Below are 26,273 nucleotides of genomic sequence, written 5' to 3' on the forward strand. Positions count from 1 at the left end.
GGCCCCCGGTCTGGTCGTGACAAGTCGCTCTCCCGACAGTCTGTTGAGGCTATCGCGTACAGGGGTGATGCTGACTGACAGATCGGTCGCGAGTTTCGCGGCCTCGAGGTGAAAGCCCGAAGGCCACGCACCGCTCACAAGACGCCGTCGCAGCGCGTGATAGGTCGGCTCGAGTACGTGCGCAGGGCTCACAGGTCCATTCCGTTTGGCGAGCAATGCGCTCCTTCGCGGCGGGGAGATGGCGAGGCGCAGGTGTCCGGTGGCCTGCCGGACGTCCTCCGTCGGGCCGCTGTGGCTCGCGTGAGTTGGCTATCGGTCATGCGATCGCATCGGCCATCACAAATGGCATCATCGTCAGCGGGACCGGCGCGAAGATGTCGCTCTTGTGCAGACGTTCAAGCGTGTCGGGCGCAATGGCGATGTGAAGCGCAACAATCCAGGAATTGCCATGCCGGGCAGGTCGACCCAGAGCTTCGCAATCCCAGCCAAAGGTGCAGATCTGTTCGAACCAGGCCTGGTCGGCCACGCCCGTATAGGCCGTGATGCCGACATTCATCGCATACCAGCTTAGCGCGGTGACAATCCGGTTCCGGGCGAGGCGACGTTCCGCAGCGCGCCGGTGGCGATCGAGGCAGAAACGGGTGATCTCTCGCACGGTCGGACCGGCCGGAGGCGGAGTGGAACACAGATGCGCGAAACAGTCGGCGAGCAGGTGGGGGCGGTCGGTGCGCAACAGTCGGCTCGAGGCCCTATGGCGTCCCTGTTCATCGCTTAGCACGAGATACCGGGCATCGGCATTGTCGAACTGGTCGATTTCCAGATGCTCTGCAGACACCGGTACGTCCCAGCCCAGAAGATCGACGAAAACCTCCTTGCGTGCCTGGAACATGGCACGAAGTGGTGACCGGCTGCGCGCCAGCGCGCCGTCGTAGAGTTCTGCAATCATGGTCATTTTCCTGTGCAGTGATGCCTCTGCAAGGAAGACGATTTGCGTGCGAGTCGCCTATCCCCATATCTGGGGAGCCGGGCGCGGGAAGCCTCCAGGCGTCAATCGCGCCAGCGAAAGATATCTGCATAACTGACCAGCCCTTCGAACAGCGCATAGACGATGAGCAGTTCGCGCCGACCGATATTGTAGCGTAGCCGGGCATCCTTGAGGTGCTGGGCTGCGGTCTGGTAGCTGATGCCTTCTATGTTGGCGATTTCAGAATCGCTTTTGCCGCGCGCTGCCCATAACAGGCAGGTGATTTGCTTGGGCGTCAGGCGCGCCTTTTGCGGGCGTGACACTTGTCCTGACAACTGACTGGCACGTTCCAGTGCCATCGCACCAACGGCTTCTGCGACAATCAGGTAGGGCTCGGGCAGGCTTTGAGATCCGGTGACAAAGCTGCAGCTTCCGGTCAGGGTGCCCGGCAAATGCCGGGGAACGGTGAAGCCATCGCAAATCCCGAATTGCTGGCCAATTTCCAGCATGATGCATTCCTGCTTGGTGAGGGGTATAAGTGCGCCGATCCTTTGCCAGCGAAAGCCGACCATGCTGTGCTCTCCTGCCCGGCGAACCGGGTCCGTCGCGGCCAAGTTGAAGCCGGTATAGACGTCGGCCCAGTTTGCGGGGTAGTCGTGGACCAACAGCGATGTTCCGGCATCGCCGCCAAGGCCGATCTCGAGAGCAAGGGCAAAGCGTTCGAAACCCATGTCATAGCTGGCGCGCGCCAGTGCCTCGTGGAGTTCGTCGAGCGATGAGGCCTCCAGGATCGGCGCGCGCAGCGCCTCTATAAGCGCAAGTCGCATATCAAAGCACTGCGTCTGCGACGGCACGTTCGCCTCACCGTGCGCAAAACACCCTTTCAAGCTGTGTGCCCCGTTGCAACGATTCCCCGTCGTGCCCTGGACACAGGCTGGTGCCGGTCGAGACTTCCTCTTCCGCAAAGCGATCAATTTTTATTGATGCTGCAACTATTTCTGAACAATTTCCGATTGGCAACGTCTTTTTATGTCAGCTGGTTGCTCAACCGGGACGCAAAGGGCCTTGCTGCGATATCATCGGGGGCAGGGGCTGGGCAGATTTCGAACGTGTCCTGCCTCTGCTACGCTCCTCCTTCTGGCGCTGCCATGGCACCGTCCAGCATCATACGAGCCCGATGAAGGGAGGCATCCACCGCACCAGTTTAGTGGCGCGCGACACCGAGCGATACTTATGAAATTCCGCGCGTGATCGCAGTATCGGGTACTAAAATTCGGCCAGAAGATCGGCCAAGGGATCTTTCCATAACCTGTAGGGCAAAACATAAAGTGGAAATAGGGCTCGAAAAACTGCTGTTCTATGGCTAATGCAAGCGCAAGAGCACTCGCTAGGAAGATCGGCCAAACCTGTGGCGACAAACGTCGAATCCCCTACCCAAATCGAGCCAGCTCGCATCGACGCGCCAACCGGCGATTGAACGGATGCGGTGGAATGCTTCCCTTCATCGCATCAGTTCAATTTCCAGGCGGGGTATCCCACGTCCTGCACGCGAGGGTTCGAATGGCGAAGGTGCAAAGACCCCGACCCGTATCAATATCCATCACGGGCTGGGCAGTCTCTGCTCGCCGAGTGGTCTGAATGATCAACCCTGCCTAACAGGGATTTATGATTCAGACCCAAGCCATTTCCGACTAAGCGTCATGCTGGTGCCTGCACCCGTTGCCGCTTGATGTGATTGATCAGCGCGCGCAGCTTGGGCGCGATATTCCTGCGGTTTGGAAAATATAGAAAGAAGTCGGGGAACGAAGGGCCGCGGCCGATAGCTTATTGGTGGTATGATACCCCGTTAAAGAACGTGGCCCGTGGGCATTTGAGCACTTGAGAGTGGTAGCGCCGCGTCGCGGTGACCCCGGTTAGGAAAATGACGGTTTGCATCGCCCATACCCTCCGGACCCGGAGGAGAATGTGGAATGACTCGACCAAAATCTGGAAGCATGAACGCCCTGTCCATGGTCAATCCGGGCGCAGCCGCCGTTGATATTGGCTCGACCATGCACATGGCAGCCGTCAATCCGAATGCTGACGGTGATCTTGTGCAATCCTTTGGTACCTTCACCGGCGATCTGCACGCCATAGCGCGCTGGTTCAAGACTTGCGGTGACACCAGCGTGGCGATGGAATCGACCGGCGTCTATTGGATACCGGCCTATGAAGTGCTCGAGGAACATGGCTTTCGCGATCCTCGTCAACGCCCGTTACGCCAAGAATGTGCCGGGCCGCAAAACCGATGTGAACGACGCCGCCTCGCTACAACGCCTTCACAGCTATGGTCTACTGCGCGGCAGCTTTCCCCCGGAAGGAGGTGCGCCACGCTCCGGGCCTATTTGCGGCAACGTGAACGCCTGATCGAATATTGCGCCTCGCACATCCAACACATGCAGAAGGCGTTGATGGAGATGAATGTGCAGCTCCACCATGTCGTCACTAATATCACAGGGGTTACGGGCATGCGGATCATCAGGGCGATCGTCTCGGGCGAGCCGGTGCCAGATACCTTGGCGGCGATGCGCGACATTCGCTGTCATGCATCTGCCGAGAAGATATGCGCGGCCCTGCCTGGCACCTGGCGAGATGAACACATCTTTGCCCTCGAGCAGGCTCTGGCGCTGTACGATTTTTACCAGACCAAAATTCTTGATTGCGACCGAAAGCTTCTTCTCATCGCTCAAGCGCATCCCGCGACGCACCTACAAAACACGCGACGAAGCCCGGCAGGACGTGTTCGATTATATCAAGATGTTCTACAACCCGATCTGTAAGCATGCCAGAAACGGGATGCTGTCGCCCGTCGAGTTCGAACGACGGCAGGCTTTGAGGGCTCAAGGTGTCTAGAAAACTAGGGGCTACTCAGGGGTAGCGCCCCTCGGCGATTGGGCATCTAATTTTTGTCCTGCTCGTTTGAGGTCACAACCTGGTCATCGAACTGCGTCGCCTGGGGTAGCGCCCCTCGGCGATTGGGCATCTGGCCTTGCTCCCCGCTACGCAAACTTTTATCCTGGCGCGGCAATGGTTTTTCAACTGCAGTTGCAGCACCGAGTAATGCTAAGGCCAGGGCAGTGCCAGTGAGGACCAGACCGTATTGGCCGGCAGCGGCTGTAATGCCGACCGCTGCCGCCATCCAAAGGCTAGTTGCAGTAGTCATGTTGCGGACATCGCCCCCACGCACGAAAATAAGTCCGCCAGCGATGAAGCCGATCGCTTGCGCAAGCCCTTGGATCACGCGAACCGGATCGCCTTGGCCGTGATGCTCCACCATTTCTAAAGCGGAGAGTGTTAGCATACCTGAGCTAAGGGCGACGAGGCCGTGCGTGCGAAGGCCCGCATCATGACAGTGCCGTTCCCGCTCTAGGCCCAACGCAACACCTAACACTGTTGCCAGTCCGAGCCGCAAGATTGCTGTAGTGAAATCCCCGTCAAGCATTGGCGATATCCGGATGGTTGTGAGCCTTACCAATGCTCACACAATAACGGCTACGCTCGGCTGCTCCGTTTTTGACGAAGTTGGACACTTCGAAGAACCGCCTGATTTCGGCATGATAGCAAGGTGACGGCGCGCGGGGCGAATTGGGAGCGTCCGTTTTTGAGGCTGATTCAGTGATTTGCGTAACGGATCCGAGAGCATAGGCCGTGTTCGGCGTCATGCAGGCGCAATTCGCCCCTCGAGCCAGGCCAGTCGCTGGAAATTATAGGCGAGATTCGCCATCCCAATCTTGATGCGGGCGCGAGCGATGCCGATGGTCCGCACCACGAGGCCCATGCGGTGCTTTTGCCCGGCGAAGACGTGTTCGACGGCAGAGCGAACCACCGACCGCTTCGCATTGGCCCGTGCAATACGCTCGGGCATCGCTCGGCGGTGCGGCTTGCGCTGGTGGATGTGGCTGGTGAACATGCCCTTGGCGAGGAACGCCTCGTTCTTCTTTGATCGGTAGGCCGTATCGGCCCAGACGCCCGAGGCGGTGTTATCTGGACTGATCAACACCGGCAGCCTTGCACCATCATGGGCATTGGCGGCGCTGGCATCCCAGGTGCGGATCAAGCCATGTGCGCGATCGATCCCTATGTGGTTTTTGTAGCCGAACATGGGGATAGCAAGATCGACCGGCTTGAAGGCCTTGGGAGCCGCGCCTTCCTTGACCTTCGCCTTGGTGTACTTGACGCTCCAGCGGGCATCGCGATCCTTTTGCCGGATCTTCGCAGGGTTACCCTTCCAGCGCTCGGGTATCCGGCCCTCCTTGATGGCCGCCTTCTCCTCCTCGGTGTTCCGCTGCTTCGGGGCCGGCACTACGGTCGCGTCGATGATCTGCCCGCCCATGGCAAGGTACCCTCGCTCCGTGAGAGCGGCATCGAAGCGGGCAAATAACCTGTCGATCGCCTTGGCCTTCACCAGACGCTCCCGGAACAGCCACACTGTCGTCGCATCGGGCACCGTACCATCCAGACCAAGCCCCAGAAAACGCTGGAAAGAGAGGCGATCTTTGATCTGGAACTCGGTGGCTTCGTCCGAAAGCGAGTAGAGCGCCTGGAGCACGAGGACCTTGAACATGAGGACCGGATCAAACGGCGGGCGGCCACCCTTGCCGCGAGGGCTACGGCGCAGCGCCACTACCAGCGGTCCCCGGAAAACCTCGAAGTCCACCACTGCCGCCAGACGCTCCAGCGGATCGCCCGCCGCGCTCAACGCCTCATATCGGTCCGAAAGATCGAAGAAACCCGGCTGCCCTGCCATCATCACCTCCGCTATCGCGCAAAGGCAGTGAAGCACTTCACGCCGTCAGACGCCACGAGTTTTTCGAGGTGTCCAGTTCGCGGACGAGCCAGCCGTCAGATCTACCTTCCTGACGCTCCGCTACTGTTTGCATTTCTTTTTGCTCTGACAATATCCGTTCGGAATTAGCAGCAAGGATTTTGGATACCTGAACAGTGCAGGATGTAGTCCCGTCCGTCGGATCTGCGACCTGTGCGTGTACTTCTTCGTTCTCGATGGAAACAGCGAAAGCTTGTGCCGACGCCCGGTTGAGAAAAACGAAGGAGAAGACAATCGTCTTTATTTCATCCGCCTCCTTACTAAGTTGCATTTCGTTGGTCGCTCTTGTTTCGTCAGCATATTCGGGATTCCGAATGTTGGACGATCCGGAACGTGCAGGCCCAGTGGTCGGACGCAGTTGTACACCTTGGTAGGAGGGAGGGCAGATCATCTCGTTCTCAGCCTCGGCGTTTTTAGAGCTGTCTTCATCTGGTCTCATGCTTAATTCTCCTCGATTTTTCGTCCGCCTTATAATCAGGCTGATCGTTGAGGGTCATGATCGACGTCCCCGTCGCACCGTTCCTTTTCGGGATAATCCTCCGGTTTGACGCTCCTGACGACGGGCCGATCATCCGCCTCTTCTGGTTTCTGAGCGCCGCGCGTTGGAGGATTGTGCTTCTCGTCTGGACGGGCGTCCCCATTTGACCGTGCGGTGTTTCATAGGGATCATCGCCAGCACGTAGCCGGGGCTCCTCACCGTTTGTGAGCGTGATCTTACGGGGCATATCGCTCCTTCCGTTCCGTTACATGATGGAAGGGCCAGGTATTATTATCCGTTCCCAGCAACCGAGTATTCCTAACCTCGATCAAGTCACGCTCCTCCAGCAATCGGACAGACTGATCCATGTTAGCGCATGGGCGCCATCCGGGAACGCTGTCGGTGGGGATCGCTTGGTGAAGCATAAGCGTTCCGGCCTGGCACCCCGCCAACCCACTGCGGAACAGCATCGGCACAATTTAAATGGTTGGCATATTACCAATGCACTTCATACGAATAGGGACCCACAATGACGGACTTGCGTGACGATGCCCCGCCGGCCACGATAAAGCATGCAAGTGCCATGCAAAATGCGGTGCGCGAAAGCGCCTCCGGTGAGAGAGGCACCCTTATTGCCTGTTCTGTGACAATTAATCGCAGCAGAGACGATCTGTATCGATTCTGGCGGCATTTTCCGAACCTCACCAAGTTCATGGAAAACGTGAGGCGTATTGATGTGGAGGATGATCGCACGTCTCACTGGGTCGTGACAGGCCCCGCCGGAATGACCGTCGAGTGGGACGCAGAAATCGTCCAGGACCTTCCCGGTGAAGCATTAGCCTGGGTATCGACGAATAGCTCAGACGTTTCCAATAGCGGCCGAGTGGAATTTAGCGATGCAGGCGGGAGAGGGACAGTCGTGACTGCAACAATCCTCTACAAGCCCCCGGCAGGGTTTGTTGGCAAGTTGGTCGCCAAGCTGTTCCAGCGCGAACCCGGCACCCAGACGCGGCGCGATCTCAGGCGCCTCAAGCAACTCATGGAAACAGGCGAGGTTGCCACCGCGGCCCGCACGTTCAAGCAACGCGAAGAGGAGACTGCCTGATGCGCGCAGTAACTTGGCACGGCAAGCACGACGTTCGGGTCGATACCGTGGATGACCCCGAAATCCTCAATCCGCGTGACGCCATCATCAAGGTGACGTCAACGGCGATCTGCGGCTCAGATCTGCACCTTTACGACGGTTTCATCCCTACGATGAAGGCAGGCGATATCCTCGGCCACGAATTCATGGGCGAAGTCGTCGAGACAGGTTCCAGATCGACTTTGCAAAAGGGCCAGCGCGTAGTCGTGCCGTTCACTATCGCTTGCGGAAGCTGCTATCATTGCGGCAAGCATCAGTACTCTGCCTGCGACAACGGCAACCCGGCGGACAATCAGGATATAGCTCAGGAACTCTACGGCCAGCCGATGTCCGGTCTATTTGGCTACAGTCACATGACCGGCGGCTATGCGGGCGGCCAGGCTGAATACGTGCGTGTGCCGTTCTCCGACGTGGGGCCTATCGTCATTCCAGACGGCATCGATGACGACCGGGTGCTGTTCCTTTCGGATATTCTTCCCACGGGCTGGCAAGCGGCGGAGAATGCGCAGATCGAGCCGGGGGATACGGTCGCAGTGTGGGGATGCGGCCCGGTGGGGCTTTTCGCCGTCCAGTCTGCTTTCCTGATGGGCGCAGAACGCGTCATCGCCATCGACCATTTTCCGCGCCGCCTCGAACTCGCGCGAAAGTTCGGAGCGGAGACAATCAATTATGAAGAAACAAAAACATACGAGGCTCTGATCCAGATGACAGGTGGTATAGGCCCGGACGCCTGCATCGATGCGGTGGGCCTCGAAGCCCATGGGTTCTTCGCGGACAACGTTTGGGATCAAATCAAAGTCTCGACCTTTACGGGGACCGACCGAACGCACAGCATACGACAGGCGATCCATGCCTGCCGCAAGGGCGGACGGGTTTCGATGCCCGCCGTTTACGGTGGCTTCGTCGACAAGTTCCCGCTTGGCGCGTTCATGGAAAAAGGCCTGACCCTTAAGACCGGCCAGACTCATGTGCAGCATTATCTGCCGGGACTGCTCAACGCCATCGTCGAGCGCAAGATCGACACCACATTCCTCATCAGCCATCGACTGCCATTGGAGCAGGCGCCAGAGGGGTACCGCCTGTTTCACGACCATCAGAATGACGTGACCAAGGTCGTGATGAAGCCTGGCCTCGACCGCGTCGCCGTATGAGGAGAGTCGCACATGGCCGATAAATTCGCCGTCATTACGGACGCGGCCATCGGGATCAGGTTCGAGCTTGCGCATTGCGTCGTGTGGGCCGGTTACGATCTGCTGGTGGTAGCGGACGAACCGCTATCGAGGCAGCCGCAACCGATTTGAGCTTGCGCAGGGCAACGTCGTGCCAATGGAGGCAGTTCGTCAACGCTGGATGGCATCGACCGCCCGCTTACCGTCTAAAAGATGTCGATTAGGCCCCTAAAAGGCCGCCAAAACTACGAAGATGGTTGCAGGCAATGCCGCGCAAAATGCGCGGCTCATTCAAGGAGATCCTTATCCGGGCGGAAGCGCAAACCGGTCAATTGGGAGAAGCACGCATGGATGTCGAAATCTCAATACTGCTTCCTAAGCCTAGGTTACTTGGAGAGAACTTTGCAAATGGTCACGATATATCGACACGTGCCGTTCTGGCGCAGCGTCTCGCTGGGTTGTGCGGCGGCCGGGTCATCGAGCCGGGCGTGCGATCTGATTCTCAACCGTTCTTCATTCCGGCTGATACTTTGACTCTCAAGGAGGCTACCCAGTTTGGGATCCTATCTGAAGAACAATTATACGGAGGGGCTGTGCCCGAGCCGTTCGTCGCGACGAAAATTATTAGCCATGGGCTCTGGGATGCTGCTGCTATTCATCCCTTCGGTTGGGCGCGGACATTGAGCGCCAACCTCGGCGATGCGGTGTTGCGCGGCTACTCCGTGTTTTCGGCTGATGAAGCGCGGGTGGCAGGCCGGATGCTGCTCGAACTTGGGCCTATCAGGCTAAAAGATGTCGAGGCAACATCGGGCGAGGACAGGTCGTCGTGCGCGATTGTGATGCCCTAGATGCCGCCGTTGTTAGTTACGATCCAACAGCACTGCGACGCACCGGTCTCGTCATAGAAGAAAACCTAGAGGCGGTAAAAACCTACAGTGTAGGAACGGTAAGCCTGTTCGGAGACTCGATCGCCTATTGGGGTACGCAGAACCTCACGCGCGATAACCGTGGCGCCCAAGTCTATGCGGGTTCGCACTTGCGATGTGTCCGCGGCGGGTGGGCAGCACTCGCAACGCCATGCGAAATGCCCTCTCTTACTGAGATTGTCGCTAAGGCGCGGCATTTCGATGCGGCGGTTTTCGATGCTTATCCCGATATAATCGCGTCGCGTCGCAATTACGATGTAGTGTCCGGCACCGATGCGCAAGGATTGCGAAAGATTGGGGTGCTTGAACAAAGTTGGCGCGCGGGCGGAGCGAGCGGCGCGGAAATTGCCGCTTTTGAAGCTTTCGCCGCAGATCCAGACCTTGAAATGGTGGAGACAGCTACGGTCGAAGTTTACGGAGGCACATCGGTTCTGCCGCCCGGTGCCACCATCTATTTTCATGGGAGAGATCCGGCGGTCGGACTTCTCGACAAGTATGCAGAGAGACGATGATCGAAGGACGTAAAGGCGTAACGATAAATGTCGAAGGGCAAACGCTTGATGGAACGCTGCTCTTGCCAGCGAAGCTGATACCGGGTGTCCTCTTCGTGCATGGCTGGGGCGGGTCGCAGGTTCAGGATCTGGCTCGCGCTGAAGAAATTGCCCAACTGGGCTGCATCTGCTTCACATTTGACCTGCGCGGTCATGCGCGTCACGACGTCGAGCGCAATACAGTTACTCGATCGGACGGGTTGGCTGATGTCCTTGCCGCCTACGATTTCCTGGCCTCGCAGCCGCAGGTCGATCGTTCGGCAATCGCTGTGGTCGGGACAAGTTATGGCGGTTACCTCTCTGCGCTGCTGACCAAATATCGACCTGTAGCCTGGCTGGCTTTAAGGGTCCCAGCGCTATATCCCGACGAGCATTGGGAAAAACCCAAAGCACTGCTCCCTCGGGATCAGATCATGACTTACCGCAGCCATTTCCGTACCGGACAGCACGATAAGGCGCTCGCTGCCTGCGAGGCATTTGCCGGAGATGTACTGATTGTTGAATCCGAGAATGATAACTACGTACCGCACGAGACTATAAGCTCGTTCATCTCATCTTTTCATCACAGTAATTCACTCAGCTATCGCATTCTCAAGGGCGCCGATCACGCGCTGCGCGACGAGACATGTCGCAAGGCCTATCACGACCTTCTGCTGACTTGGGTCGAGGAAATGGTTCGCGGTGGCCGCAGAGTGAAATGAGAGATGGTTTCAGCTAGGCTTGGCGCTTGGAGGCGACCGATCAGAAGATCGAGGGCTCGGCTTTCCTTTTTGGTATCTCGTGCGGCCGGAATCCGCTTAGCGAGGACATTTGCCACAAGCCGATCGTCATAGGGTAGCGGAGGTTTTAATACATTTGTGGGTGTCTCGCTTCAGCGCCGCCGCCCCAACTGGGGCGATTTATCGTCAAGATGCAGGTAGTTAGCGTCAAAATCACAAAACTCTGTGAGTGCGGTCACATCAGGCACAAAAATACGTTTCCCTTCGATAGAGATAAGGCTCCCTTCACGAAGCGCGCGCATCATACGATTGACGTGGACCGTCGTGAGCCCGGTGGTGTCGGCAAGCTCCTTCTGCGTCATCTGAAGCTGGAAGCTATCATCCTTGGCCATTTCCACGAGGCGGTACCGCATGAGCAGCTCACACAATAGATGAGCAAGCTGGCGATCTGCAGAACGCTGACCCATGTTGACCAGCCACTCGCGCAACGTCGCCTCATCTACCAGCGTCGCCCACCACAAGGCGCGGTTAATCCTTGGATTCGCCGTCAACCGCGCGACGGTGGCAGGGCTCAGTTCAGCAAGTCGACAAGCGGTCAGGGTGCCGATGCTATGGTCCATGCACCCCAGGATTTGGACGTGGAGGTCACAAATGTCGCCAGGCACAAACAGTGCAAAAATTTTGTCGATTTCCATCCGGCAGCAGTTTGTAGCGACAAGCCAGCCCCTCCATTAGCAAGTGGACGTTGAGAGGCGGTTCGCCTTCGCTAATGATGTCCTGCCTGGCGTGTAGCGGGCGCGTAGCGCAGCTCACCGCACGGAGAGTTTCTCGATCCTCTTCCGTCAGCTTGGCGCCGTGCTGGAGTTTGAGGACAAAGGGGTTATTCATGACCTGCGCCGTCCTTCCGGCAGCGCGACAGTAGAGCCCATGACCGTAGGCTTTGTTCCCACCTCTAAACGTTCCGGCGTTAACATAGGTCAACGCACCCAAATCGTTCGCGTGTACGGTGATCACATTCAGTGCGATCAAAGGGCGGTTTCAATGGCGCATCTCTCCATCCCGATGATGATCCTGAGCGCATTCGGCTTGATTGTCGTCGCGAGCACGATTCTGGGAGACTACGGATTGACGACCCTTGGCAAATACTCTCTCAGAGCCATCGGCGTTGCCTTTATCGGGATCGGATTGATGCTCGCATAATTCGAGCCCACGCTCAATGGAATCAGCGATAGCAGCCTGTAAGTTTCAATTACGCGGCGACCACCTTCGGTCGAGATGAAATAGGGGGGATCCGTGACGGGCTCCCCGGCTCTGCAAAAGACGAATGCGAAGCGTCAAAGGTCGCGGGATTCAGTATACGTAAAGTCTTGCTGGCTAACCTAATCGTACCGCGGCTCTTGAGCTCGCTCAGCACGCGGTTCACGTGCACCGATGTCAAACCAAGCATGTCCGCGATATCTTGCTGAGTGAGCGGGATGCTGCACCGGTCGCCAACCGCCTGCCCGGCAGCGTCAAGCCGTGTAAAGAGCTCGTGAAGCAGGCCGGAAACACGTTCAAGGGCGGATTTGCGCGCCAAGCTCACGGCCATGTCGGTCTGACGGCGGTGCATTGTTAGTATGCTGCCGAGTAGGTCCTTAACCCCGTGCTCACGTCGACTGTGAATGTCTGCCAAAGGGATTAGTCGCGCTTTTATGTTGGTCAGGGCTACAATTGGCAGGTCAGCCTTCCCCGACAGCAGCCAATGAGGCTCACAATAATCACCTGGAAGAAAAAACGAGGTTATCGCTCTGCGGCCGTCGGGCAGGACGCAATTACGGCTCGCCCAGCCTTCCTCGATGCGAAGGATATTCTCCTGGATATCGTTCTTACGCGCCAGATGGTCGTGTTTGCGGAACTCGCGATATGACAACGCGGAAGGATCAGTCATGCTATGCGCCTCTCCGGTTTGCCCGCTCCCTGCATATTCGGTAGGGTTTCATTTCAGGGCAGCATTGATCCAGGTTGCGATTTTGACCCTGATCGGATGAAGCGCCCATTTAGAGCGACGAAGTACAACACCTTTCAGGGGCAATCCCTGCCATCCGGATTGAAATACATTGATCGAGGTTAGCCTTGCGCTTCTAGACTGGAACAACGGACGCGGATTCTTCTTCAGTCTGCATCACTGAAAGGACGCTCCATGACTAGCCCAGATAAGGATGACCGCGGCCCGGACCCGGCACACCCATCGGAGACGCCGCGCGGTGCGTTAGGCGACGCTCGCCCCGACGAGCATCATGATCCTCGCGCGGGTGGCGGACAGAAGCCCGAAAAGATCGAAGACCGCCCAATGGTGGGTGAAGTAAATCCGGATGAATATCCGGCCAAGGAGCGCCGAGACGGAGACGTGACACGCTGAAGAGGTAAAAGCTGCGCGTAGCGAATCCAGACAAGCCCGGATATTAAGGAGCTGTGGTGGGGATTGCGCGCAGGAGCTTATCAATCGCGTAGGAAACGATCATGACAAGCTGGACGCGCAAGCCGTCAAAATTGCAAAAGGATACGGTAAGTGGCTACCGCCCGGCGCTGGATCGCTATTCGCCCCGCACCTTCATAGGTGAGGTAAGTCTTGCCAGTTTGAGGAAGCCCCCTGAATTACGTGATCGTCCAGGCATGTTCATTCTGGACATGGTCAACTGCTTCGATTTTGAAGGAGCTGACGATCTCCAACCGTCCGCGCTGGCAGCGGCGCGTAACATTCATCGCTTGCGAGGTGAGTTTCGTGATCGCCAATGGCCAGTCATTTACGTGAATGACAATTTTGGCGATCGGCATTCGGAAGCTTCCATCCTGATTTGGCGATCGGCATTCGGAAGCTTCCAGCCTGATTGCCGGTGCCTTGGAAATTAAAAATCCTGCTACCGAGCTGCTGCAGCCGGCGCCGGCCGATTATTTCATAATCAAACCGCAGTTTTCCGCCTTCTATGCGACAAACCTGCCGGTCCTGTTACCGCAGCTTGGCGCCAGCAAACTGGTTTTGAGCGGGATTGCCACGGACATATGCGTCCTGTTCACTGCGGCAGATGCCCATATGCGTGACTACGACCTATGGGTGCCTTCGGAATGCGGTCGCTGCAGAACATGAAAACCGGGGCCGATGGGCTTTGGAAATCATGGTACAGAGCATGGGCGCAGACAATTCGGCGATCTCGGAACTTATGGTCGATGGATGGGCTGGCCAGCTTGAAGTACTAGCAGCTTGCCCAGCGAACCGATTTGTTCTCCAGGTGTTGCTATGGACGGCCGAAAGAATGGGAGAGAGACCCCCATGGGGTGGCTGAAGAACAACGGGCTGACGATTGCCCTCCTTTCCCTGTTTGCGATCTGCATTGTCGGGCAGTGGATTTCGGGGTGGCATGTCGCGTTGGAAGATGCCCGAAGGCATGCCGAGCCAAGCTTGTCGCTATTTGCCTATGCCGCCAGTCCGCAATTTCTTTCGTCGGTTTTCGAAAACTGGGAGAGCGAGTTCTTGCAAATGGCAGCCTATGTGGTTCTCACCGCGTTTCTGATCCAGCAGGGCTCTGCTGAATCTAAAGATCCTGATGATCCCAAACGAGACGAACATCTGTACCATCAGGCTTATCGGCCCGGAGCGCCATCCGTATTGCACAAAGGACCGGCGTTGCGCGTCTTGTACGCCCGATCTCTTGGCTTTGTGCTCGCTCTGCTATTTGCAGCGTCGTTTGCAATGCACTGGTTTCAGAGTGCGCACGCGGCGGCGGAGGATGCGCTGGAGCACGGTGAGACACCACTCTCAGTCCTGGCCTATCTTGCCGACGGGAAACTGTGGTTTGAATCTTTCCAGAATTGGCAAAGTGAGTTCCTTTCGACCGCCGTGCTGGTCGTCCTTTCGATATTCTTGCGGCAGCGCGAGTCTCCAGAGTCCAAGGCTGTCGCTGCGCCCAACAGTCAGACCGGAGAATAGAGGAAAGCCGTAAACATTCCACAATTTGCAATCTCGATCGGAGCGGACATGGTAATAGCTTCAAAAGCAAAAATGGCGTCAGCAGAAGAGCGTCTTGCTAGGTATCGAGGCAAGCGCGATTTCACACGGACCTCTGAGCCGTCAGGAGTATCCACGCCGACAGCGGGCAACGGCTTCGTCGTGCAGAAACATGCCGCGAGTCGCCTCCATTATGATTTTCGCCTTGAGCTCGACGGCACGCTGGTCAGCTGGGCCGTGACGCGTGGACCAAGTCCGAACCCCGACGACAAGCGCCTGGCGGTTCGCACGGAGGACCATCCACTCGACTATGCGCGTTTCGAGGGTACGATTCCGAAAGGTGAATATGGCGGTGGCACCGTGATGCTGTGGGACAATGGCACCTGGGAGCCGGTCCCGGAAAAGGATCCAAGCAAGACATTGGCCGAGGGCCATCTGCATTTCACGCTACACGGACGCCGGATGCAGGGTGAGTGGATCATGTTCCGCCTCAAGCCTCGCGGACGCGAAAAAGGCGAAAACTGGATTCTGCGAAAGATCGAGGATGAGTTCGCCGCTGGCTCGGATGATCTTATCGGGATACATCTCACCAGTGTAGACAGCGGCCGCACGATGGAAGAGATCGCCGCTGGCAAAACGATACAGAAACGCAATGTAAGGGCCAAAGCGGCGGTATCCGCGCCGGCGAGAAAAGCTGCTCCGAGCCAGCGCAACAAAAACGGCAAGCTGCCGCCCTTTCAACCGGTCCAGCTTGCAGCTCTAGTGGACCATGTGCCATCAGGCGACCGCTGGCTGCATGAGCTTAAATATGACGGCTACCGAACGCTCATTGCCGTGGGCGGTGGCGAAGGGCGGGCCTATACCCGATCAGGGCTCGATTGGTCGGATCGATTTGCGGGTCTGATCGCCCAAGCTGTCCAGCTCGATGTCGACAGCGCGCTGATCGACGGCGAGGCTGTGGTAACACTAGCCGATGGTCGTACCAGCTTTGCGGCCCTTCAGGCTGCGCTGAAGGATGATCCTGGCAAGATCGATTATTATGCTTTCGATCTGCTTGAACTGAATGGGGAGAATCTGACTGGCCTCCCGCTCATCAAGCGGAAAGAAAAGCTTGCCGAGCTCCTGGCCCAGCAAAAGGGGCACCTTCGCTACTCCGACCATATCGTCGGCAATGGAGAGAAGCTGTTGACCAGCTTTTGCGATGTCGGGTTGGAAGGGGTGATCTCAAAGCGCGCCGACGCGCGCTACAGCGGGTCGCGGAGCGGCAACTGGATGAAGACCAAGTGCATACGCCGTCAGGAATTCGTGATCGTTGGCTTCACCCCTTCGGACAAGCAGCGCGGATTCCGCTCGCTGCTACTGGCCGTCAACGAGGATGGCCAGCTTCGTTACGCGGGAAAAGTAGGTACTGGCTTCGCCGACGAGGAGATCACGCGGCTGATGGAAATCATGGCTCCGCTCGCCCGAAACGAACCAACTGTCGAGGCTCCGCGCGCCGCCGTGCGCGGGGCCCGCTGGATCGAGCCAAAGCTTGTCGCAGAGATCGCGTATCTGGAATTCACGGATGAAGGGGTCTTACGCCATCCCAGCTATCTCGGCTTGCGTGAGGACAAGAAGCCAGAAGCGGTGGTCATCGAAAAGGAAGCAGCGGTTGATGTGGCCACTGCTTCTTCGATCAGCATAGTGAATATCAGCAACCGCGAACGGGTGATCTTTCCCGAAGGCAAGCTCACCAAGGGTCAGTTGGCGGATTATTACGAAACCGTGGTGCCCATCATGCTGCCATGGGCGGGGAGCCGGCCTATCAGCTTGGTACGGTGCCCGCAGGGGCGGGCGAAGAAATGCTTTTTCCAGAAGCACGACGCCGGCAGTTTCGGCGATACAGTCAGGCAGGTCGGCATCCGGGAAAAGGATGGACATGAAGAAGCCTATCTCTTCGTCGATACGCCTACCGGCCTTCTCACTTGCGTGCAGATGGGTACAATCGAGTTCCATGGCTGGGGGGCGCGGATCGAGGATGTCGAGAAGGCGGACAGACTCGTGTTCGACCTCGATCCTGACGAGGGCCTTGATTTCAAGGATGTCGTGTCTGCCGCATTCCATATGCGCAATCTTTTGTCCGAAATGGGGCTTACGACATTTCCGATGGTGACCGGTGGGAAAGGGGTTCACGTCATCGCGCCGCTCACTCCGTCGGCGGAGTGGCCGGTGGTGAAGGACTTTGCCCATCGCTTTGCCACGGCGCTGGAGCAGTCGGAGCCGACCCGCTTCACTGCTGCGCTTTCGAAAGCGAGACGGACCGGACGGATTTTCATTGACTATCTGCGCAACCAGCGCGGCGCCACAGCGGTGATGCCCTACAGCGCGCGCAACCGCGAACACGCCCCGCTTGCGGTCCCAGTCACCTGGGAAGAACTGCGCAATCTTGATAAGCCGTCCCGCTGGCACATCGGCGATGGTGCCGAAATGCTGAAGCGTGCATCATCGAAAAATCTCGCGATGTGGGGTCGGGCCGACCAGTTTATCCCTGATCTTTAACCGGTCCAGCTAAGCCTAAAGGCAATCATTGAGGGCCTTTAGGCTTAGCTGGACCCCGATTCCATTGTCGTGCAGGGCCCCGTTTGGTGATCGCGCCTCGTCGTGCGCCCATATGCTCTCCGTGAAAGCTGGACTTTAGTTTGTGCCGCTAGTCCATAGCGCCGCTGGATATCTTTCAACGTCAATTGACCCTCTCGCGGCTCGCTGTTTTGCCCAGTTGTCAATTAGCTAGTCCAAATGCCACCTAGAGCGGTCCGAGCTCGACCGTGTAGGCTGCAATGGCGGCCTCTCGATGCGCAATTCCGCGCTGCCAAAGATGATCCGCTATCCTGCGCGAAAGCCGCCTGTGGTACGTAAAGCAAAAGCATGCAAAGCCCTGTCTGAAGTTTCCGCATAATGTCCCTGCTACATCTCTATGTTGACGAAACCACATAGGGACTGCGTCGTTCTATTAGCGATGATGAACAAATACCGCTTCAACATGAAATGGGCCATGCTTGTAACGGCATTTCTGCTGCCAGGTTGTGAGGCTTTGCCGCGCGATCCGGAAAATACGTCACAAAGGATTGCGCATGAAAGGCAGTTCAAAGTTGGAATGGTTGCCGGCACCGAACGCAGGAAGGAGGGCCAGCAGCTGATAGGCGAGATTTCCAAGCGCATCTACGCACATCCGAGTATTGCGGTTGGCACAGCGGAAGATCTTCTCCAACGAGTGTCTGATGGAAACCTCGATCTCGTTTTAGGTGAGTTCACCAAAGCCAGTCCGTGGAAGACGGAGGTAGCTTTCGGGCCACCCCTGCGAGCATCAGGTCCAAAAAGCGATCCACTCGAACTGAAGGCAGCGATGCGAAACGGTGAGAACCGTTGGATCATGCTTGTGGAACGCGCATCGCGCGCCGTTTCAGCGGAAGCGAGAAGCCAATGAGCAACAGTTTGCCAACCGAACTTCGCAATACCATGCGCGCTGCTATCAGGCTGGAATATTGGAACCTGTTCTGGACGTCGACCATCATCGTCGTGATGGGGCTCGTGCTCGGCCAAAGCCAAACCATGAAGACGGCATGGGTAGAGGACACCCTTGGTGTCGTACCTCCGATCATGTTTCTCATCGCCGCTCACATGGAACTGAAGGGTGAGAGGTCCAAAAGATTTCCATTCGGCTTCGAGCGGGTCAACGGGCTCGGCTTTTTCGTTGCGGCAGTCGCGCTTACGGCGGTGGGGTTGCTTCTACTCTATAACGCGGTCGTAGCCCTTGTGACTGCCGACCACGCGACGGTCGGATCAATCGCGCTGCTGGGCTATGATTTCTGGCTTGGGTGGCTGATGATCGCAGCACAGCTTTATTCGCTTATTCCGCCCATTCTTATCGGACGGAAGGAGCTACCACTCGCCGAGCAGCTGAACGACAAGCTGCTGCATACCGATGCCCTTATGAACAAAGCGAATTGGCTGACCGGGGCGGCGGGCCTTGCCGGGGTCATAGGCCTTGGGTTTGGCTGGTGGTGGTCCGATTCCATAGCGGCGGCGATCATTTCGATCGATGTGATCAGCGATGGCGTCAAGGCGCTGCGATCTTCAACCGCCGAATTGATCGACGGTTCACCACGGGCCCTTTCCAGCCCTAAGCTTTCCGGCGATGCGCTTAAACTCGAAGAGCGTCTGCGCGATGAATTTCCAAACGCGATTATTCGACTGCGCGAGACAGGTCGCTTGATCCGAGCCGAAGTCCACGGCGTATATGCGCCAGAGGAGGATCGGCAGCCGCGCCATTATTGGCCCAAGGAAGAAGGCCGTGCATGGCGGCTTGCGCAAGTCAGTTTCATACCTCCGATTACGGATGGATTGTAAGAGGCGCCACAATACCGCAAATGCAATCGCACGCCCAATCCTGGTTATTCGCCTATCCCACGAATGACCGGTTCAGTCACTCAGCTGCCAATTTTACGCTCATAGGAAAGGACCGTCCGGTTCTGGCAGCTAGCAACCAATGGCATTCCTGTCTTGAAGGCCACGGCATGCGGAGGCTCGTGATCGGGCCGGTAGCTCAGGGAGAACCTCTCCGGCCCGATCAACTGCCGACGAAACAAACAGGGGGGCAGCGCCGTCGGTGAGTGCATAATGCCGCTCCGGCCACATGGTTCCGGGAGTTCCCTGCCTCGGGTTGTTTGTGGCCGTGACAGAAAAAATCATGTCGTTAATATGGTTGGGCTATAGAACTTTGCATCCATATTCAGCGCAAGCATGTGCTCGAGCCATCGATACGGTTAGGCGTTGCGGTCGAAGTGGACCCCAGCGTGTTTCCTCAAGCCGAAAGCCCGGCCATGGCGGTCATCCCTGATTTCGACGGCCTCTGGCTCACGATTATTCAAAAGACCACTCAGCCTCTGGAGGAAGTTCCGATCCTCGAAAGCTTTGAATGGGTCCATCCTCAAGACAGCGCTGTTCCGCCGATCATGAACTAGACGCGCTGGTGCGGCCTGTTGCGCGGAGATCGGTTGACTGCGGGGCTCCATCGAATGGACTGCCGTAACCCGCAGCCGTGCGGTTGCTTGCCATCGAGAAGGCGCCAAATCAATAGGCGGTCGAACGACAGTCCAAGCTGCTGTCCTAATGTATGTATGAAAAATGGTACTGCGATGTCGGCGACAGGTCGCGTGTTGTAACCGAGCATCGCAGTAAATAGGGCGGTGGCAAAATTCTTTCTATGGCGCAAGCCACTAGCACCTTCTTATTTGTCATTCGTGGATATCTAGTGCTGCGCCAAACAGAGCTTCAAAGCATCAGGGCTCAAAAAAGTGCCGGCACCTGGTGACAGGCGCCGGCAGGACGGAGCCCCACCACGCGGTCCCCAGTGATCGCGCTATGATCGAGCTGGCCCGCAGTATTCAGCCAACGGGCCAGCCCGATCAAGTCCAGCGCTTCGGGGTGGGAAGTCGCGCTGGCATAACCTCAACACGGCCCATCGACGATAGTTTCAGCGTCTTGATCTAGATTGGGATCTGACGGGAGAAGCGCTTCAGGCTGTGCTGACGTCCGCTATTCGTGATCGGGCCGGTTACCAGGGCAGGTTGGCCGGCCCGATCAACTACCGACGAGACAAACGGGGGTAAGCGCCGTCGGTGAGTGCATAATGCTGATCGTGTCAGATGGTTCCTCCATCTTGCTGATGAGCCAACAAATCCTTGAAGCGATGCAACCTGTTACCGCGTAGACTCATTACGCGCTGCACCAGATGCGGATGCATATGATCTTGATGGCTGCGAGGAAGTTGGCGGGTTTTTTGTCGTATCGGGTGGCGATACCGCGGAACTGCTTGATGCGGTTGAAGAAGCGTTCGACGAGGTTTCGCTGCTTGTAGAGCCATGGCGAGAAGGCGAAGCGCTGCTTGCGGTTTGATCGGTTGGGAATGTTGGCCCAGACGTTCCTGGTCGCAGCCGCCTCGCGAATGGCGTTGCTGTCATATCCCTTGTCGCCCAGCAGAGTTGCACCGTCGGGAATGGCTTCGATCAGCGCCTCGGCTTCGCAGGCGTCGTGAACCTGCCCACCTGTCAGCCTCAGGCTGACAGGGCGTCCGTCAGCATCGGCAAGAGCATGGAGTTTGCTGGTGAGACCGCCCCGGGAACGTCCCATGCCACGATCGCAGCTTCCCCCTTTTTGCCCGTCGCACTGTGCTGGTGGACGCGCATGCAGGTGGAATCGATCATCACCAGTTCGCCATTATATCCAGCGGAAACCGCCGCCAGCAGCCGGTCCCAGACCCCGGCTTTGCGCCAGCGCACGAACCGATTGTAGCAGGTCGTCGAAGGTCCGTAGCGCTCTGGCACTTCGGCCCACGTCGCTCCCGAGCGAAAGCGCCACATGATCCCGTTGAGAACTCGGCGATCATCCACCCGTGCCACGCCCCGTGGCTTGTTGGGCAACAACGGCTCAATAATCGCCCATTCCCGATCTGTCAGTTCGTACCGCCGTCGTGCCATCAAGCCCTCCAAGTCTGGAACACTCTGAATCATGCGAACAGCCAATCCTCAAGGCATTTTATGAGTTTACAGCCTAACGCTTTGCAGCGAATATGACGGCTGTGACCCGAAGGCCTTCAAGGCCCTCCCAACCGACCCGAAGCTTTTACGGCGCTGGGTTTTTCCCGGTGACTTTCAATTGCCATGGTTGGCTGAACTAATGCGGTGAAGGGAGGCATCCACCGCATCAGTTCACTTCTTCGATGTCCCTCGCGCTCTTGCCCGCGATCGGCGGCCAGGTACCTTTATCCCAAAGCATCACTGTGCCGCCGCCATACTCCCTTCTGAGAATACCACCTTCGAATTCGCCATGGGATAACGGATGATCCTCGGCGCGCACGGCAAGGCGCTTGTCGTCGGGATCGGCGCTCGGTCCACACGTTACCGCTCAGGACTTGAGCACGCCGTCGACTTCGAGACGGAAAGCCCAGTGCAGCCGCCGGGCGGCTTGCTTCTGCACGATAAAGGAATTGCCACGGGTCCTGCCACTTTTGCCGGTAGGTTTGGCGGTCTTCGCGAAATCCCGTTTGCGGTTATATTGCGCGAAGAGATCGGCAGCGGCGCTTCCGCTCTTGCCGCTACGCTTTCTTGCGTGCACGGCTACCACTCGACGAAGAGGTCGTCTCCACCGCGGTTTTGCGCTTCGATGAGGTGGACTTGCTGGCGGGCTTGCCCCCGACTGACTTTTTGAGCGCCGCCATCAGGTCGATGACGTTCCCCTTTCCATGGGTCGGTTCTTCGACATCCTCAAGTATACGCTTTTTGCTCCTGGACTTGGACTTCTTGTCGATCAAGCGATGGAGCGCATCGACATAGCGGTCGTGGAATTCGGCCGGTTTGAACGGCGCGGACTTCTTTTCGATTAGCGTGGTTGCAAGGTCTAGAAGATCGGTATCCGGTGCCGTGTCCTTGATCTCGCGGAAGTAGCCTTGGGCCTTCTGGACCTCGTCGGCATAGCGCAGCACTTCCATCACCAGTCCGCGCCCGCACGGTTTGATCGAGACCAGTTGTTCACGCCCGCGCACCGCCAGCTGGCCAAGGCCGACCTTTCGGGCCTTGCGCAGCGCTTCGCGCAATACGCTATAAGCCTCCTCTGCCAAATCATCGGCCGGGACGACGAAATAGGGCTTCTCGTAATAGAGCACGTCGATCTCGTGGGCATCGACGAACTGGACAAGTTCGAGCGTCTTGCGACTTTCGATCCTGACCGCTTCGATCTCTTCTTCGTCGAGCAAAACGTAACTGCCCTTGGAAATCTCGAAGCCCTTGATGATCTCGTCGCGGTCGACTGGGCCGACGCCGGGCGCGACCTTTTCATAGCGGATGCGCTTGCCGCTTGGCTCATGAATCTGGTGGAAGGCAATCGCCGCTCCCGATCGCGTAGCGGGATAGACCTCGATCGGGATCGAGACGAGAGCCAGACGGATATGGCCTTTCCAGTATGCGCGTGCGGGCATGGACTGCCTCCTTGTTCGGCACTCACAAGCGGTAAGCAGGGGAGGTGGTTCCCGGCAACTCTTCAGCAATGAAGAGTTGCCGGGATTATGAATACGGTCAACTATCCTGCACACGAGTACCTTTGAAATTTCGGACCCGGATCAACGGAGGCAATCCCAGGGGTGATCGACCGAAATATGGGCGTTGGCGAACGTACCCCTTTAGGCAGATTGTGCCTACAGCATTGGGGGGCGATGCCAGACGCCGACGCGATTTCTCGTGATGGCAGCGTGTCGATAACATGGATCAAGGATACGGAGCCTTCACTTCTCCAAGCGATTACGCCTTCGTGGCCCGCCGCAACGCAGGAGAATAAGGAGATGTCTCTCCATAACATGATCGCGCTTCATCCGGACGTCGATACGTTGAATGAAGAACTTGCTACTGCAGCACGTCATGCACTTTTCTGCGCGGCTTTGTGTACATCTTGCGCGGACGCCTGCATTGCGGAAGATGAAGACATGCGACAATGCATCCGGGCCTGCCTCGACTGCGCTGATGTCTGCGGCGCGACGGCTCGTCTGGCGATGAGACACACAGGAAGCAATTCCGCAGTATTGCGAACGATGGTCGAGACGTGTGTTATAACGTGCGAAAGCTGTGCGGAAGAATGTGGACGTCATGACCACGAGCATTGCCGTCTCTGCGCGGAAATGTGTCGGGAATGCGCCTCTGACTGTCGCCAGGCATTTCCCGCAATCTGATGACGAGAGATGAGGGATTCAGACCGCAAAAATGGTCCCACAAAACGATATCGCCTTCAGTCGTCCTCGATCTGGAAAACAGGACGTTCAGGCAGGAGAATCGCGTCACGAAGCTTCGCTCACGTGTTCAGCAAGGCGTTTGGCGGCCAGTCGCAAAGAGCAGCTGATTCCCGCGCATGGACACACCACCCCATCGTTTTTCTGTAGCAGGTGGCAGTCTTCGTAGAGAGCGCCGGAGGGCTGACAACTACCGAGCAACGAGATCTTTCTGACAACGCAAAGGAGCGTGTTATGCCGCGTGGAGACAAGTCCAGCTATACCGACAAGCAGAAGCGAAAGGCCGAGCATATCGAGGAAGGCTATGAAGATCGCGGGGTTGGTCATGACGAGGCGCAGCGGCGAGCCTGGGCCACAGTTAACAAAGAGTCAGGAGGTGGCAAGAAATCGGGTTCGGGGCGAGGAAAGAAGGAAAGCCACGCGTCATCACGCAAGGGCGGGCATATCGGGGGAGCAAGCCAGACTCACGAGCAAAGATCGGCTGCAGCGAAAAAAGGGTGGGACACCCGCCGCAAGAAGAGCGGATGAAGGTGACTTTCGGAAAAGGACGATGTCGATTTTCGCACCATTTCGACGATGATGACGCACTTTAGCGCTACGAAAGGCAGTGCTTCTCGGCCTGAATCGGGAGATGATTTTTAATACAGATCAGTTTTTTCGCAAAATTGGAAAACAAAGTCGCGGTGATCCGTTGACGTGTGATCTGGTGAAAGGGACATGCCATGCCAGTTCCTGGCGAATGTATAAATTCGATGCGTTCCATTTCCGTCCGCGTTGCTCGTCTCGCGCCTGATTCATGCGAATTGCAGATTGATCCAGAAGCGCGTTTTTCCGGGGATGCGGGAAATCTTTGGATCGGGGCTGTTGGGCCCGTGCCTTTCCGCATTGAGTGGAACCATTCAGAAGCAAACCGGCTCGCCATTCGTTTCGAACATCAGTTGGATCGGCGGATCATTGATCATTTCCGTACCGTTAGCGGTCGCTGACAGATGGTGGGATGTTGAATCTGCTGCAGAGAGAAAGCCCCGCAAAATGAATAATCCGAACAATCCTGGGCCTCGCCGCAAGGGTAAAGCAGCAATAGCGATTGTAATTATTGTTGGCATCATTATTGCTATAGTGTTTGTAGGTAGCAATATTGGGCATTTCAAAACATTGAAGGATCAGGAAAGATCTGCCGAGAAAGGCTAGAGGTAATTTTTAGGATGTTGCCTATTTTGTGCAATGGGCGGCCGATTGTTTGTTTTTCGGGCCACGCTATTTTGGGTATGTTTCGCTATCGCCGCGAGTGTTCAAGGGCATGGAACGGACAACATCTTGCCCCCCGCATTTGATGACATGGTCCTTGGCGGAGTTGCGATAGAACCCGATATACATGGACGGGCGTTAAGCCGCAGATGTCCGCGATTTCCTGCTGTGTAAGGCAAATGGCGTATTCGTGAGGGGAAGAGGGGCTTTGTCCCTAGAGGCGGTCATGCAGTTCTTGAAATAGGAATGCCACCCGTTCCACCGCTGTCTTGCGTCCAAGGGGCAGGAGCCATTCGCTCTGGCGTTCGAAGGCCGTGAGCATTTCGCCCGGCATATGTATTTTACCGCAAACCAGTTCGGTCACCGCCCGGTAATTGTCCTGTTAGTGAAGGCCAACGCGCCAATTGGGTATTGACATCCCTGCAAGCAGGAAGCGCGGGCTCGACCATAGACTCCGGCCTTACGACAATTTTTTTGGATTCCCTATGGACTGGTATGTCCGGCTGCCAGGCCATGCGACGGCGATCTCGGGGGAGGGTACTCACTGCGCAGGTAGCTTCCTTCGAAAACGGCCAGCGCCGCCAGTTCGTCGAAATGCGGAATGCGAAGCTGCTTTTGATTAAGATCGACAAGCCCCCGCTTGCGTAGTTCCTGCAGAGTGCGGTTGGTGTGGACCTGCGTTAGTCCGCACGCTTCGGAAATCTGGGTTTGCGTGAGAGGGAAGGGACAGGTTGTGTCGTCACAAAGGCCGGCCATCTGCTGGCGAACAAACAGTTCGCAGAACAGATGGCTGATGCGTTCAAGGGCATTGCGTTGCCCCAACATGGCAATCCACCGCCTTTGGATAGCGAGTATTCGAAGATGCCCCGCCCAGAAAGGCGTGGCAAATTCCTGTCGGTGGAGTAAAGTCTCTTGCAATTCGCTGGTGCCGATTTCGCCGACTGCAACCTCGGTCAGCGCCGTCAGCGTGCAGTCTGCCGGGCGAGAGGCCACGCTTCCTAAATTACACATATCGCCTTGAATGGCGAGGCCGACGATTTGGCGGCGCCCGTCGGGTAGTTGCAGGGCTTGCTCGATCCAGCCCTTGAGAACCACTAGGATTCCGGATGGCGTTTCATGTTCTGAGCACAGTATCTGACCGGGCTGGAATGTCCTCAGAGTCTTCTTTGCGGCGACATCTGCAAGGATCCCGGTTTGCGCCCGCAGCAGACGTATTTGCACCGGTGATACCATCTCTCTCGTCCTGTTGCCCCGCATGCGTTGCACCATCGAACGACTGTCGCATGCATTCACATAGATCAATAAATGCCCGTCCCTGCTCCGGCCTGGCCTAATTTGCCCGCATCTGATCGTTTTTAGCGCGCACAACCGGCAATTATGGTGTTTTTAAAGGGATCGCTTCCGCGATTTCTGTAG

At 57.1% G+C, this 26,273-nt stretch carries 28 protein-coding genes and 4 pseudogenes; 18 read left to right on the top strand and 14 right to left on the bottom strand.

What is annotated here, in order from left to right; genetic code table 11:
- The 3 genes and pseudogenes from CI805_RS15995 to CI805_RS16005 form a co-directional block, all read right to left on the bottom strand.
- Nucleotides 1-192: pseudogene (locus CI805_RS15995) on the bottom strand (GntR family transcriptional regulator); the annotation flags it as partial.
- Between the two features lie 124 nt (nt 193-316).
- Nucleotides 317-946 (bottom strand): acyl-homoserine-lactone synthase, encoded by a 630-nt coding sequence (locus tag CI805_RS16000; protein ID WP_260929164.1) that lies wholly within the window; start codon nt 944-946, stop codon nt 317-319.
- Nucleotides 947-1,047: 101 nt separating this feature from the next.
- Nucleotides 1,048-1,818 carry a LuxR family transcriptional regulator gene (locus tag CI805_RS16005; RefSeq protein ID WP_260929165.1) on the bottom strand — a complete coding sequence of 257 codons (771 nt, stop codon included), beginning with the start codon at nt 1,816-1,818 and terminating at the stop codon, nt 1,048-1,050.
- 1,372 nt (nt 1,819-3,190) lie between these two features.
- Between CI805_RS16005 and CI805_RS16010 the strand changes: the two genes are divergently transcribed.
- Together CI805_RS16010 and CI805_RS16015 are read left to right on the top strand one after the other, a co-directional pair.
- Nucleotides 3,191-3,370: a hypothetical protein gene (locus tag CI805_RS16010; RefSeq protein WP_260929166.1), complete on the top strand. Its 180-nt coding sequence runs from the start codon at nt 3,191-3,193 to the stop codon at nt 3,368-3,370.
- Between the two features lie 300 nt (nt 3,371-3,670).
- A pseudogene (locus CI805_RS16015) lies at nt 3,671-3,856 on the top strand (IS3 family transposase); the annotation flags it as partial.
- 46 nt (nt 3,857-3,902) lie between these two features.
- Here CI805_RS16015 and CI805_RS16020 read toward each other — a convergent pair.
- The 3 genes from CI805_RS16020 to CI805_RS16030 form a co-directional block, all read right to left on the bottom strand.
- Complete coding sequence (locus tag CI805_RS16020; RefSeq protein ID WP_260929167.1) at nt 3,903-4,445, bottom strand: MgtC/SapB family protein; 543 nt, start codon at nt 4,443-4,445, stop codon at nt 3,903-3,905.
- 216 nt (nt 4,446-4,661) lie between these two features.
- The gene (locus tag CI805_RS16025; RefSeq protein WP_260927953.1) at nt 4,662-5,750 is read right to left on the bottom strand and encodes an IS5 family transposase; all 1,089 of its coding nucleotides are present in this window, start codon (nt 5,748-5,750) and stop codon (nt 4,662-4,664) included.
- 37 nt (nt 5,751-5,787) lie between these two features.
- The gene (locus tag CI805_RS16030) at nt 5,788-6,267 is read right to left on the bottom strand and encodes a ribonuclease E inhibitor RraB (protein WP_260929169.1); all 480 of its coding nucleotides are present in this window, start codon (nt 6,265-6,267) and stop codon (nt 5,788-5,790) included.
- A 568-nt stretch (nt 6,268-6,835) separates the two neighbouring features.
- Here CI805_RS16030 and CI805_RS16035 point away from each other — a divergent pair.
- The 5 genes and pseudogenes from CI805_RS16035 to CI805_RS16055 all read left to right on the top strand — a co-directional run bounded on the left by CI805_RS16035 (nt 6,836) and on the right by CI805_RS16055 (nt 10,797).
- A complete protein-coding gene (locus CI805_RS16035) occupies nt 6,836-7,411 on the top strand; it encodes an SRPBCC family protein (RefSeq protein ID WP_260929170.1) in 576 nt (191 codons plus the stop codon).
- Nucleotides 7,411-8,601, top strand: a complete 1,191-nt coding sequence (locus CI805_RS16040) for a zinc-dependent alcohol dehydrogenase (protein ID WP_260929171.1) — start codon at nt 7,411-7,413, stop codon at nt 8,599-8,601. Before CI805_RS16035 ends, CI805_RS16040 begins: the two co-directional genes overlap by 1 nt.
- Before the next feature lie 12 nt (nt 8,602-8,613).
- Nucleotides 8,614-8,751 (top strand): hypothetical protein, encoded by a 138-nt coding sequence (locus tag CI805_RS16045; RefSeq protein ID WP_409934972.1) that lies wholly within the window; start codon nt 8,614-8,616, stop codon nt 8,749-8,751.
- Nucleotides 8,752-8,966: 215 nt separating this feature from the next.
- Nucleotides 8,967-10,057: pseudogene (locus tag CI805_RS16050) on the top strand (DUF3182 family protein).
- A complete protein-coding gene (locus tag CI805_RS16055; protein WP_260929172.1) occupies nt 10,054-10,797 on the top strand; it encodes an alpha/beta hydrolase family protein in 744 nt (247 codons plus the stop codon). The pseudogene CI805_RS16050 and the gene CI805_RS16055 overlap by 4 nt, the downstream one beginning before the upstream one ends.
- A 170-nt stretch (nt 10,798-10,967) precedes the next feature.
- On the opposite strand, the gene CI805_RS16060 is transcribed toward CI805_RS16055, so the two are convergent.
- A complete protein-coding gene (locus tag CI805_RS16060; protein ID WP_260929173.1) occupies nt 10,968-11,510 on the bottom strand; it encodes a Crp/Fnr family transcriptional regulator in 543 nt (180 codons plus the stop codon).
- A gap of 160 nt (nt 11,511-11,670) precedes the next feature.
- Here CI805_RS16060 and CI805_RS16065 point away from each other — a divergent pair, with 160 nt between their 5' ends.
- On the top strand, nt 11,671-12,015 hold the full coding sequence (locus CI805_RS16065) for a hypothetical protein (protein ID WP_260929174.1): 345 nt from the start codon (nt 11,671-11,673) through the stop codon (nt 12,013-12,015).
- Nucleotides 12,016-12,064: 49 nt separating this feature from the next.
- On the opposite strand, the gene CI805_RS16070 is transcribed toward CI805_RS16065, so the two are convergent.
- Nucleotides 12,065-12,742: a Crp/Fnr family transcriptional regulator gene (locus CI805_RS16070; RefSeq protein WP_260929175.1), complete on the bottom strand. Its 678-nt coding sequence runs from the start codon at nt 12,740-12,742 to the stop codon at nt 12,065-12,067.
- A 572-nt stretch (nt 12,743-13,314) separates the two neighbouring features.
- On the opposite strand from CI805_RS16070, the gene CI805_RS16075 reads away from it, so the two are divergent.
- The 7 genes from CI805_RS16075 to CI805_RS16105 all read left to right on the top strand — a co-directional run bounded on the left by CI805_RS16075 (nt 13,315) and on the right by CI805_RS16105 (nt 19,797).
- Complete coding sequence (locus tag CI805_RS16075) at nt 13,315-13,704, top strand: hypothetical protein (protein ID WP_260929176.1); 390 nt, start codon at nt 13,315-13,317, stop codon at nt 13,702-13,704.
- Nucleotides 13,694-13,939, top strand: coding sequence for a cysteine hydrolase family protein (locus CI805_RS16080; RefSeq protein WP_260929178.1), 246 nt, complete (start codon nt 13,694-13,696; stop codon nt 13,937-13,939). Before CI805_RS16075 ends, CI805_RS16080 begins: the two co-directional genes overlap by 11 nt.
- A gap of 183 nt (nt 13,940-14,122) precedes the next feature.
- Complete coding sequence (locus tag CI805_RS16085; protein WP_260929180.1) at nt 14,123-14,779, top strand: DUF6766 family protein; 657 nt, start codon at nt 14,123-14,125, stop codon at nt 14,777-14,779.
- Between the two features lie 72 nt (nt 14,780-14,851).
- Nucleotides 14,852-17,335: a DNA ligase D gene (gene ligD, locus CI805_RS16090; protein WP_260929181.1), complete on the top strand. Its 2,484-nt coding sequence runs from the start codon at nt 14,852-14,854 to the stop codon at nt 17,333-17,335.
- Nucleotides 17,336-17,792: 457 nt separating this feature from the next.
- Nucleotides 17,793-18,260: a hypothetical protein gene (locus CI805_RS16095; RefSeq protein ID WP_260929182.1), complete on the top strand. Its 468-nt coding sequence runs from the start codon at nt 17,793-17,795 to the stop codon at nt 18,258-18,260.
- A complete protein-coding gene (locus CI805_RS16100; protein ID WP_260929183.1) occupies nt 18,257-19,183 on the top strand; it encodes a cation transporter in 927 nt (308 codons plus the stop codon). The genes CI805_RS16095 and CI805_RS16100 overlap by 4 nt, the downstream gene beginning before the upstream one ends.
- Before the next feature lie 434 nt (nt 19,184-19,617).
- On the top strand, nt 19,618-19,797 hold the full coding sequence (locus CI805_RS16105) for a hypothetical protein (protein WP_260929184.1): 180 nt from the start codon (nt 19,618-19,620) through the stop codon (nt 19,795-19,797).
- Between the two features lie 754 nt (nt 19,798-20,551).
- Here the strand turns inward: CI805_RS16105 and CI805_RS21185 are convergent.
- The 3 genes and pseudogenes from CI805_RS21185 to CI805_RS16120 form a co-directional block, all read right to left on the bottom strand.
- Nucleotides 20,552-21,312 (bottom strand): IS5 family transposase gene (locus CI805_RS21185; protein ID WP_260929692.1). Its coding sequence is split into 2 segments (ribosomal slippage): nt 20,552-20,976 and nt 20,976-21,312, totalling 762 coding nucleotides; the frame shifts between segments, so codons are not numbered across the junction.
- Nucleotides 21,313-21,547: 235 nt separating this feature from the next.
- Nucleotides 21,548-21,949, bottom strand: a pseudogene (locus CI805_RS16115) (DNA polymerase ligase N-terminal domain-containing protein); the annotation flags it as partial.
- Entirely contained in the window at nt 21,930-22,808 is an 879-nt protein-coding gene (locus CI805_RS16120) for a Ku protein (RefSeq protein WP_260929185.1), read from the bottom strand. The gene CI805_RS16120 and the pseudogene CI805_RS16115, both read right to left, overlap by 20 nt.
- A 375-nt stretch (nt 22,809-23,183) precedes the next feature.
- Here CI805_RS16120 and CI805_RS16125 point away from each other — a divergent pair, with 375 nt between their 5' ends.
- From CI805_RS16125 to CI805_RS16135, 3 genes are all read left to right on the top strand, one after another.
- Nucleotides 23,184-23,552: a four-helix bundle copper-binding protein gene (locus CI805_RS16125; RefSeq protein ID WP_260929693.1), complete on the top strand. Its 369-nt coding sequence runs from the start codon at nt 23,184-23,186 to the stop codon at nt 23,550-23,552.
- A gap of 291 nt (nt 23,553-23,843) precedes the next feature.
- Nucleotides 23,844-24,137, top strand: a complete 294-nt coding sequence (locus CI805_RS16130) for a plasmid stabilization protein (protein ID WP_260929186.1) — start codon at nt 23,844-23,846, stop codon at nt 24,135-24,137.
- A gap of 282 nt (nt 24,138-24,419) precedes the next feature.
- Nucleotides 24,420-24,800: a hypothetical protein gene (locus CI805_RS16135; RefSeq protein ID WP_260929187.1), complete on the top strand. Its 381-nt coding sequence runs from the start codon at nt 24,420-24,422 to the stop codon at nt 24,798-24,800.
- Nucleotides 24,801-24,885: 85 nt separating this feature from the next.
- On the opposite strand, the gene CI805_RS21190 is transcribed toward CI805_RS16135, so the two are convergent.
- From CI805_RS21190 to CI805_RS16145, 3 genes are all read right to left on the bottom strand, one after another.
- On the bottom strand, nt 24,886-25,038 hold the full coding sequence (locus CI805_RS21190) for a helix-turn-helix domain-containing protein (protein ID WP_409934982.1): 153 nt from the start codon (nt 25,036-25,038) through the stop codon (nt 24,886-24,888).
- 33 nt (nt 25,039-25,071) lie between these two features.
- Nucleotides 25,072-25,221 carry a hypothetical protein gene (locus CI805_RS16140; RefSeq protein WP_260929189.1) on the bottom strand — a complete coding sequence of 50 codons (150 nt, stop codon included), beginning with the start codon at nt 25,219-25,221 and terminating at the stop codon, nt 25,072-25,074.
- 119 nt (nt 25,222-25,340) lie between these two features.
- Nucleotides 25,341-26,090, bottom strand: a complete 750-nt coding sequence (locus CI805_RS16145) for a Crp/Fnr family transcriptional regulator (protein ID WP_260929191.1) — start codon at nt 26,088-26,090, stop codon at nt 25,341-25,343.
- Nucleotides 26,091-26,273 lie beyond the last annotated feature (183 nt).

The sequence above is a fragment of the Novosphingobium sp. 9 genome (assembly GCF_025340265.1).
GTDB lineage: Bacteria > Pseudomonadota > Alphaproteobacteria > Sphingomonadales > Sphingomonadaceae > Novosphingobium.

Coding starts and splice junctions, on each gene's coding strand:
- CI805_RS16000 (WP_260929164.1), bottom strand. CDS start 946: ATGATTGCAGAACTCTACGACGGCGCGCTGGCGCGCAGCCGGTCACCA.
- CI805_RS16010 (WP_260929166.1), top strand. CDS start 3,191: ATGGCTTTCGCGATCCTCGTCAACGCCCGTTACGCCAAGAATGTGCCG.
- CI805_RS16020 (WP_260929167.1), bottom strand. CDS start 4,445: ATGCTTGACGGGGATTTCACTACAGCAATCTTGCGGCTCGGACTGGCA.
- CI805_RS16025 (WP_260927953.1), bottom strand. CDS start 5,750: ATGGCAGGGCAGCCGGGTTTCTTCGATCTTTCGGACCGATATGAGGCG.
- CI805_RS16030 (WP_260929169.1), bottom strand. CDS start 6,267: ATGAGACCAGATGAAGACAGCTCTAAAAACGCCGAGGCTGAGAACGAG.
- CI805_RS16035 (WP_260929170.1), top strand. CDS start 6,836: ATGACGGACTTGCGTGACGATGCCCCGCCGGCCACGATAAAGCATGCA.
- CI805_RS16040 (WP_260929171.1), top strand. CDS start 7,411: ATGCGCGCAGTAACTTGGCACGGCAAGCACGACGTTCGGGTCGATACC.
- CI805_RS16045 (WP_409934972.1), top strand. CDS start 8,614: ATGGCCGATAAATTCGCCGTCATTACGGACGCGGCCATCGGGATCAGG.
- CI805_RS16055 (WP_260929172.1), top strand. CDS start 10,054: ATGATCGAAGGACGTAAAGGCGTAACGATAAATGTCGAAGGGCAAACG.
- CI805_RS16060 (WP_260929173.1), bottom strand. CDS start 11,510: ATGGAAATCGACAAAATTTTTGCACTGTTTGTGCCTGGCGACATTTGT.
- CI805_RS16070 (WP_260929175.1), bottom strand. CDS start 12,742: ATGACTGATCCTTCCGCGTTGTCATATCGCGAGTTCCGCAAACACGAC.
- CI805_RS16075 (WP_260929176.1), top strand. CDS start 13,315: ATGACAAGCTGGACGCGCAAGCCGTCAAAATTGCAAAAGGATACGGTA.
- CI805_RS16085 (WP_260929180.1), top strand. CDS start 14,123: ATGGGGTGGCTGAAGAACAACGGGCTGACGATTGCCCTCCTTTCCCTG.
- ligD (WP_260929181.1), top strand. CDS start 14,852: ATGGCGTCAGCAGAAGAGCGTCTTGCTAGGTATCGAGGCAAGCGCGAT.
- CI805_RS16095 (WP_260929182.1), top strand. CDS start 17,793: ATGATGAACAAATACCGCTTCAACATGAAATGGGCCATGCTTGTAACG.
- CI805_RS16100 (WP_260929183.1), top strand. CDS start 18,257: ATGAGCAACAGTTTGCCAACCGAACTTCGCAATACCATGCGCGCTGCT.
- CI805_RS16120 (WP_260929185.1), bottom strand. CDS start 22,808: ATGCCCGCACGCGCATACTGGAAAGGCCATATCCGTCTGGCTCTCGTC.
- CI805_RS16125 (WP_260929693.1), top strand. CDS start 23,184: ATGATCGCGCTTCATCCGGACGTCGATACGTTGAATGAAGAACTTGCT.
- CI805_RS16130 (WP_260929186.1), top strand. CDS start 23,844: ATGCCGCGTGGAGACAAGTCCAGCTATACCGACAAGCAGAAGCGAAAG.
- CI805_RS16145 (WP_260929191.1), bottom strand. CDS start 26,090: ATGGTATCACCGGTGCAAATACGTCTGCTGCGGGCGCAAACCGGGATC.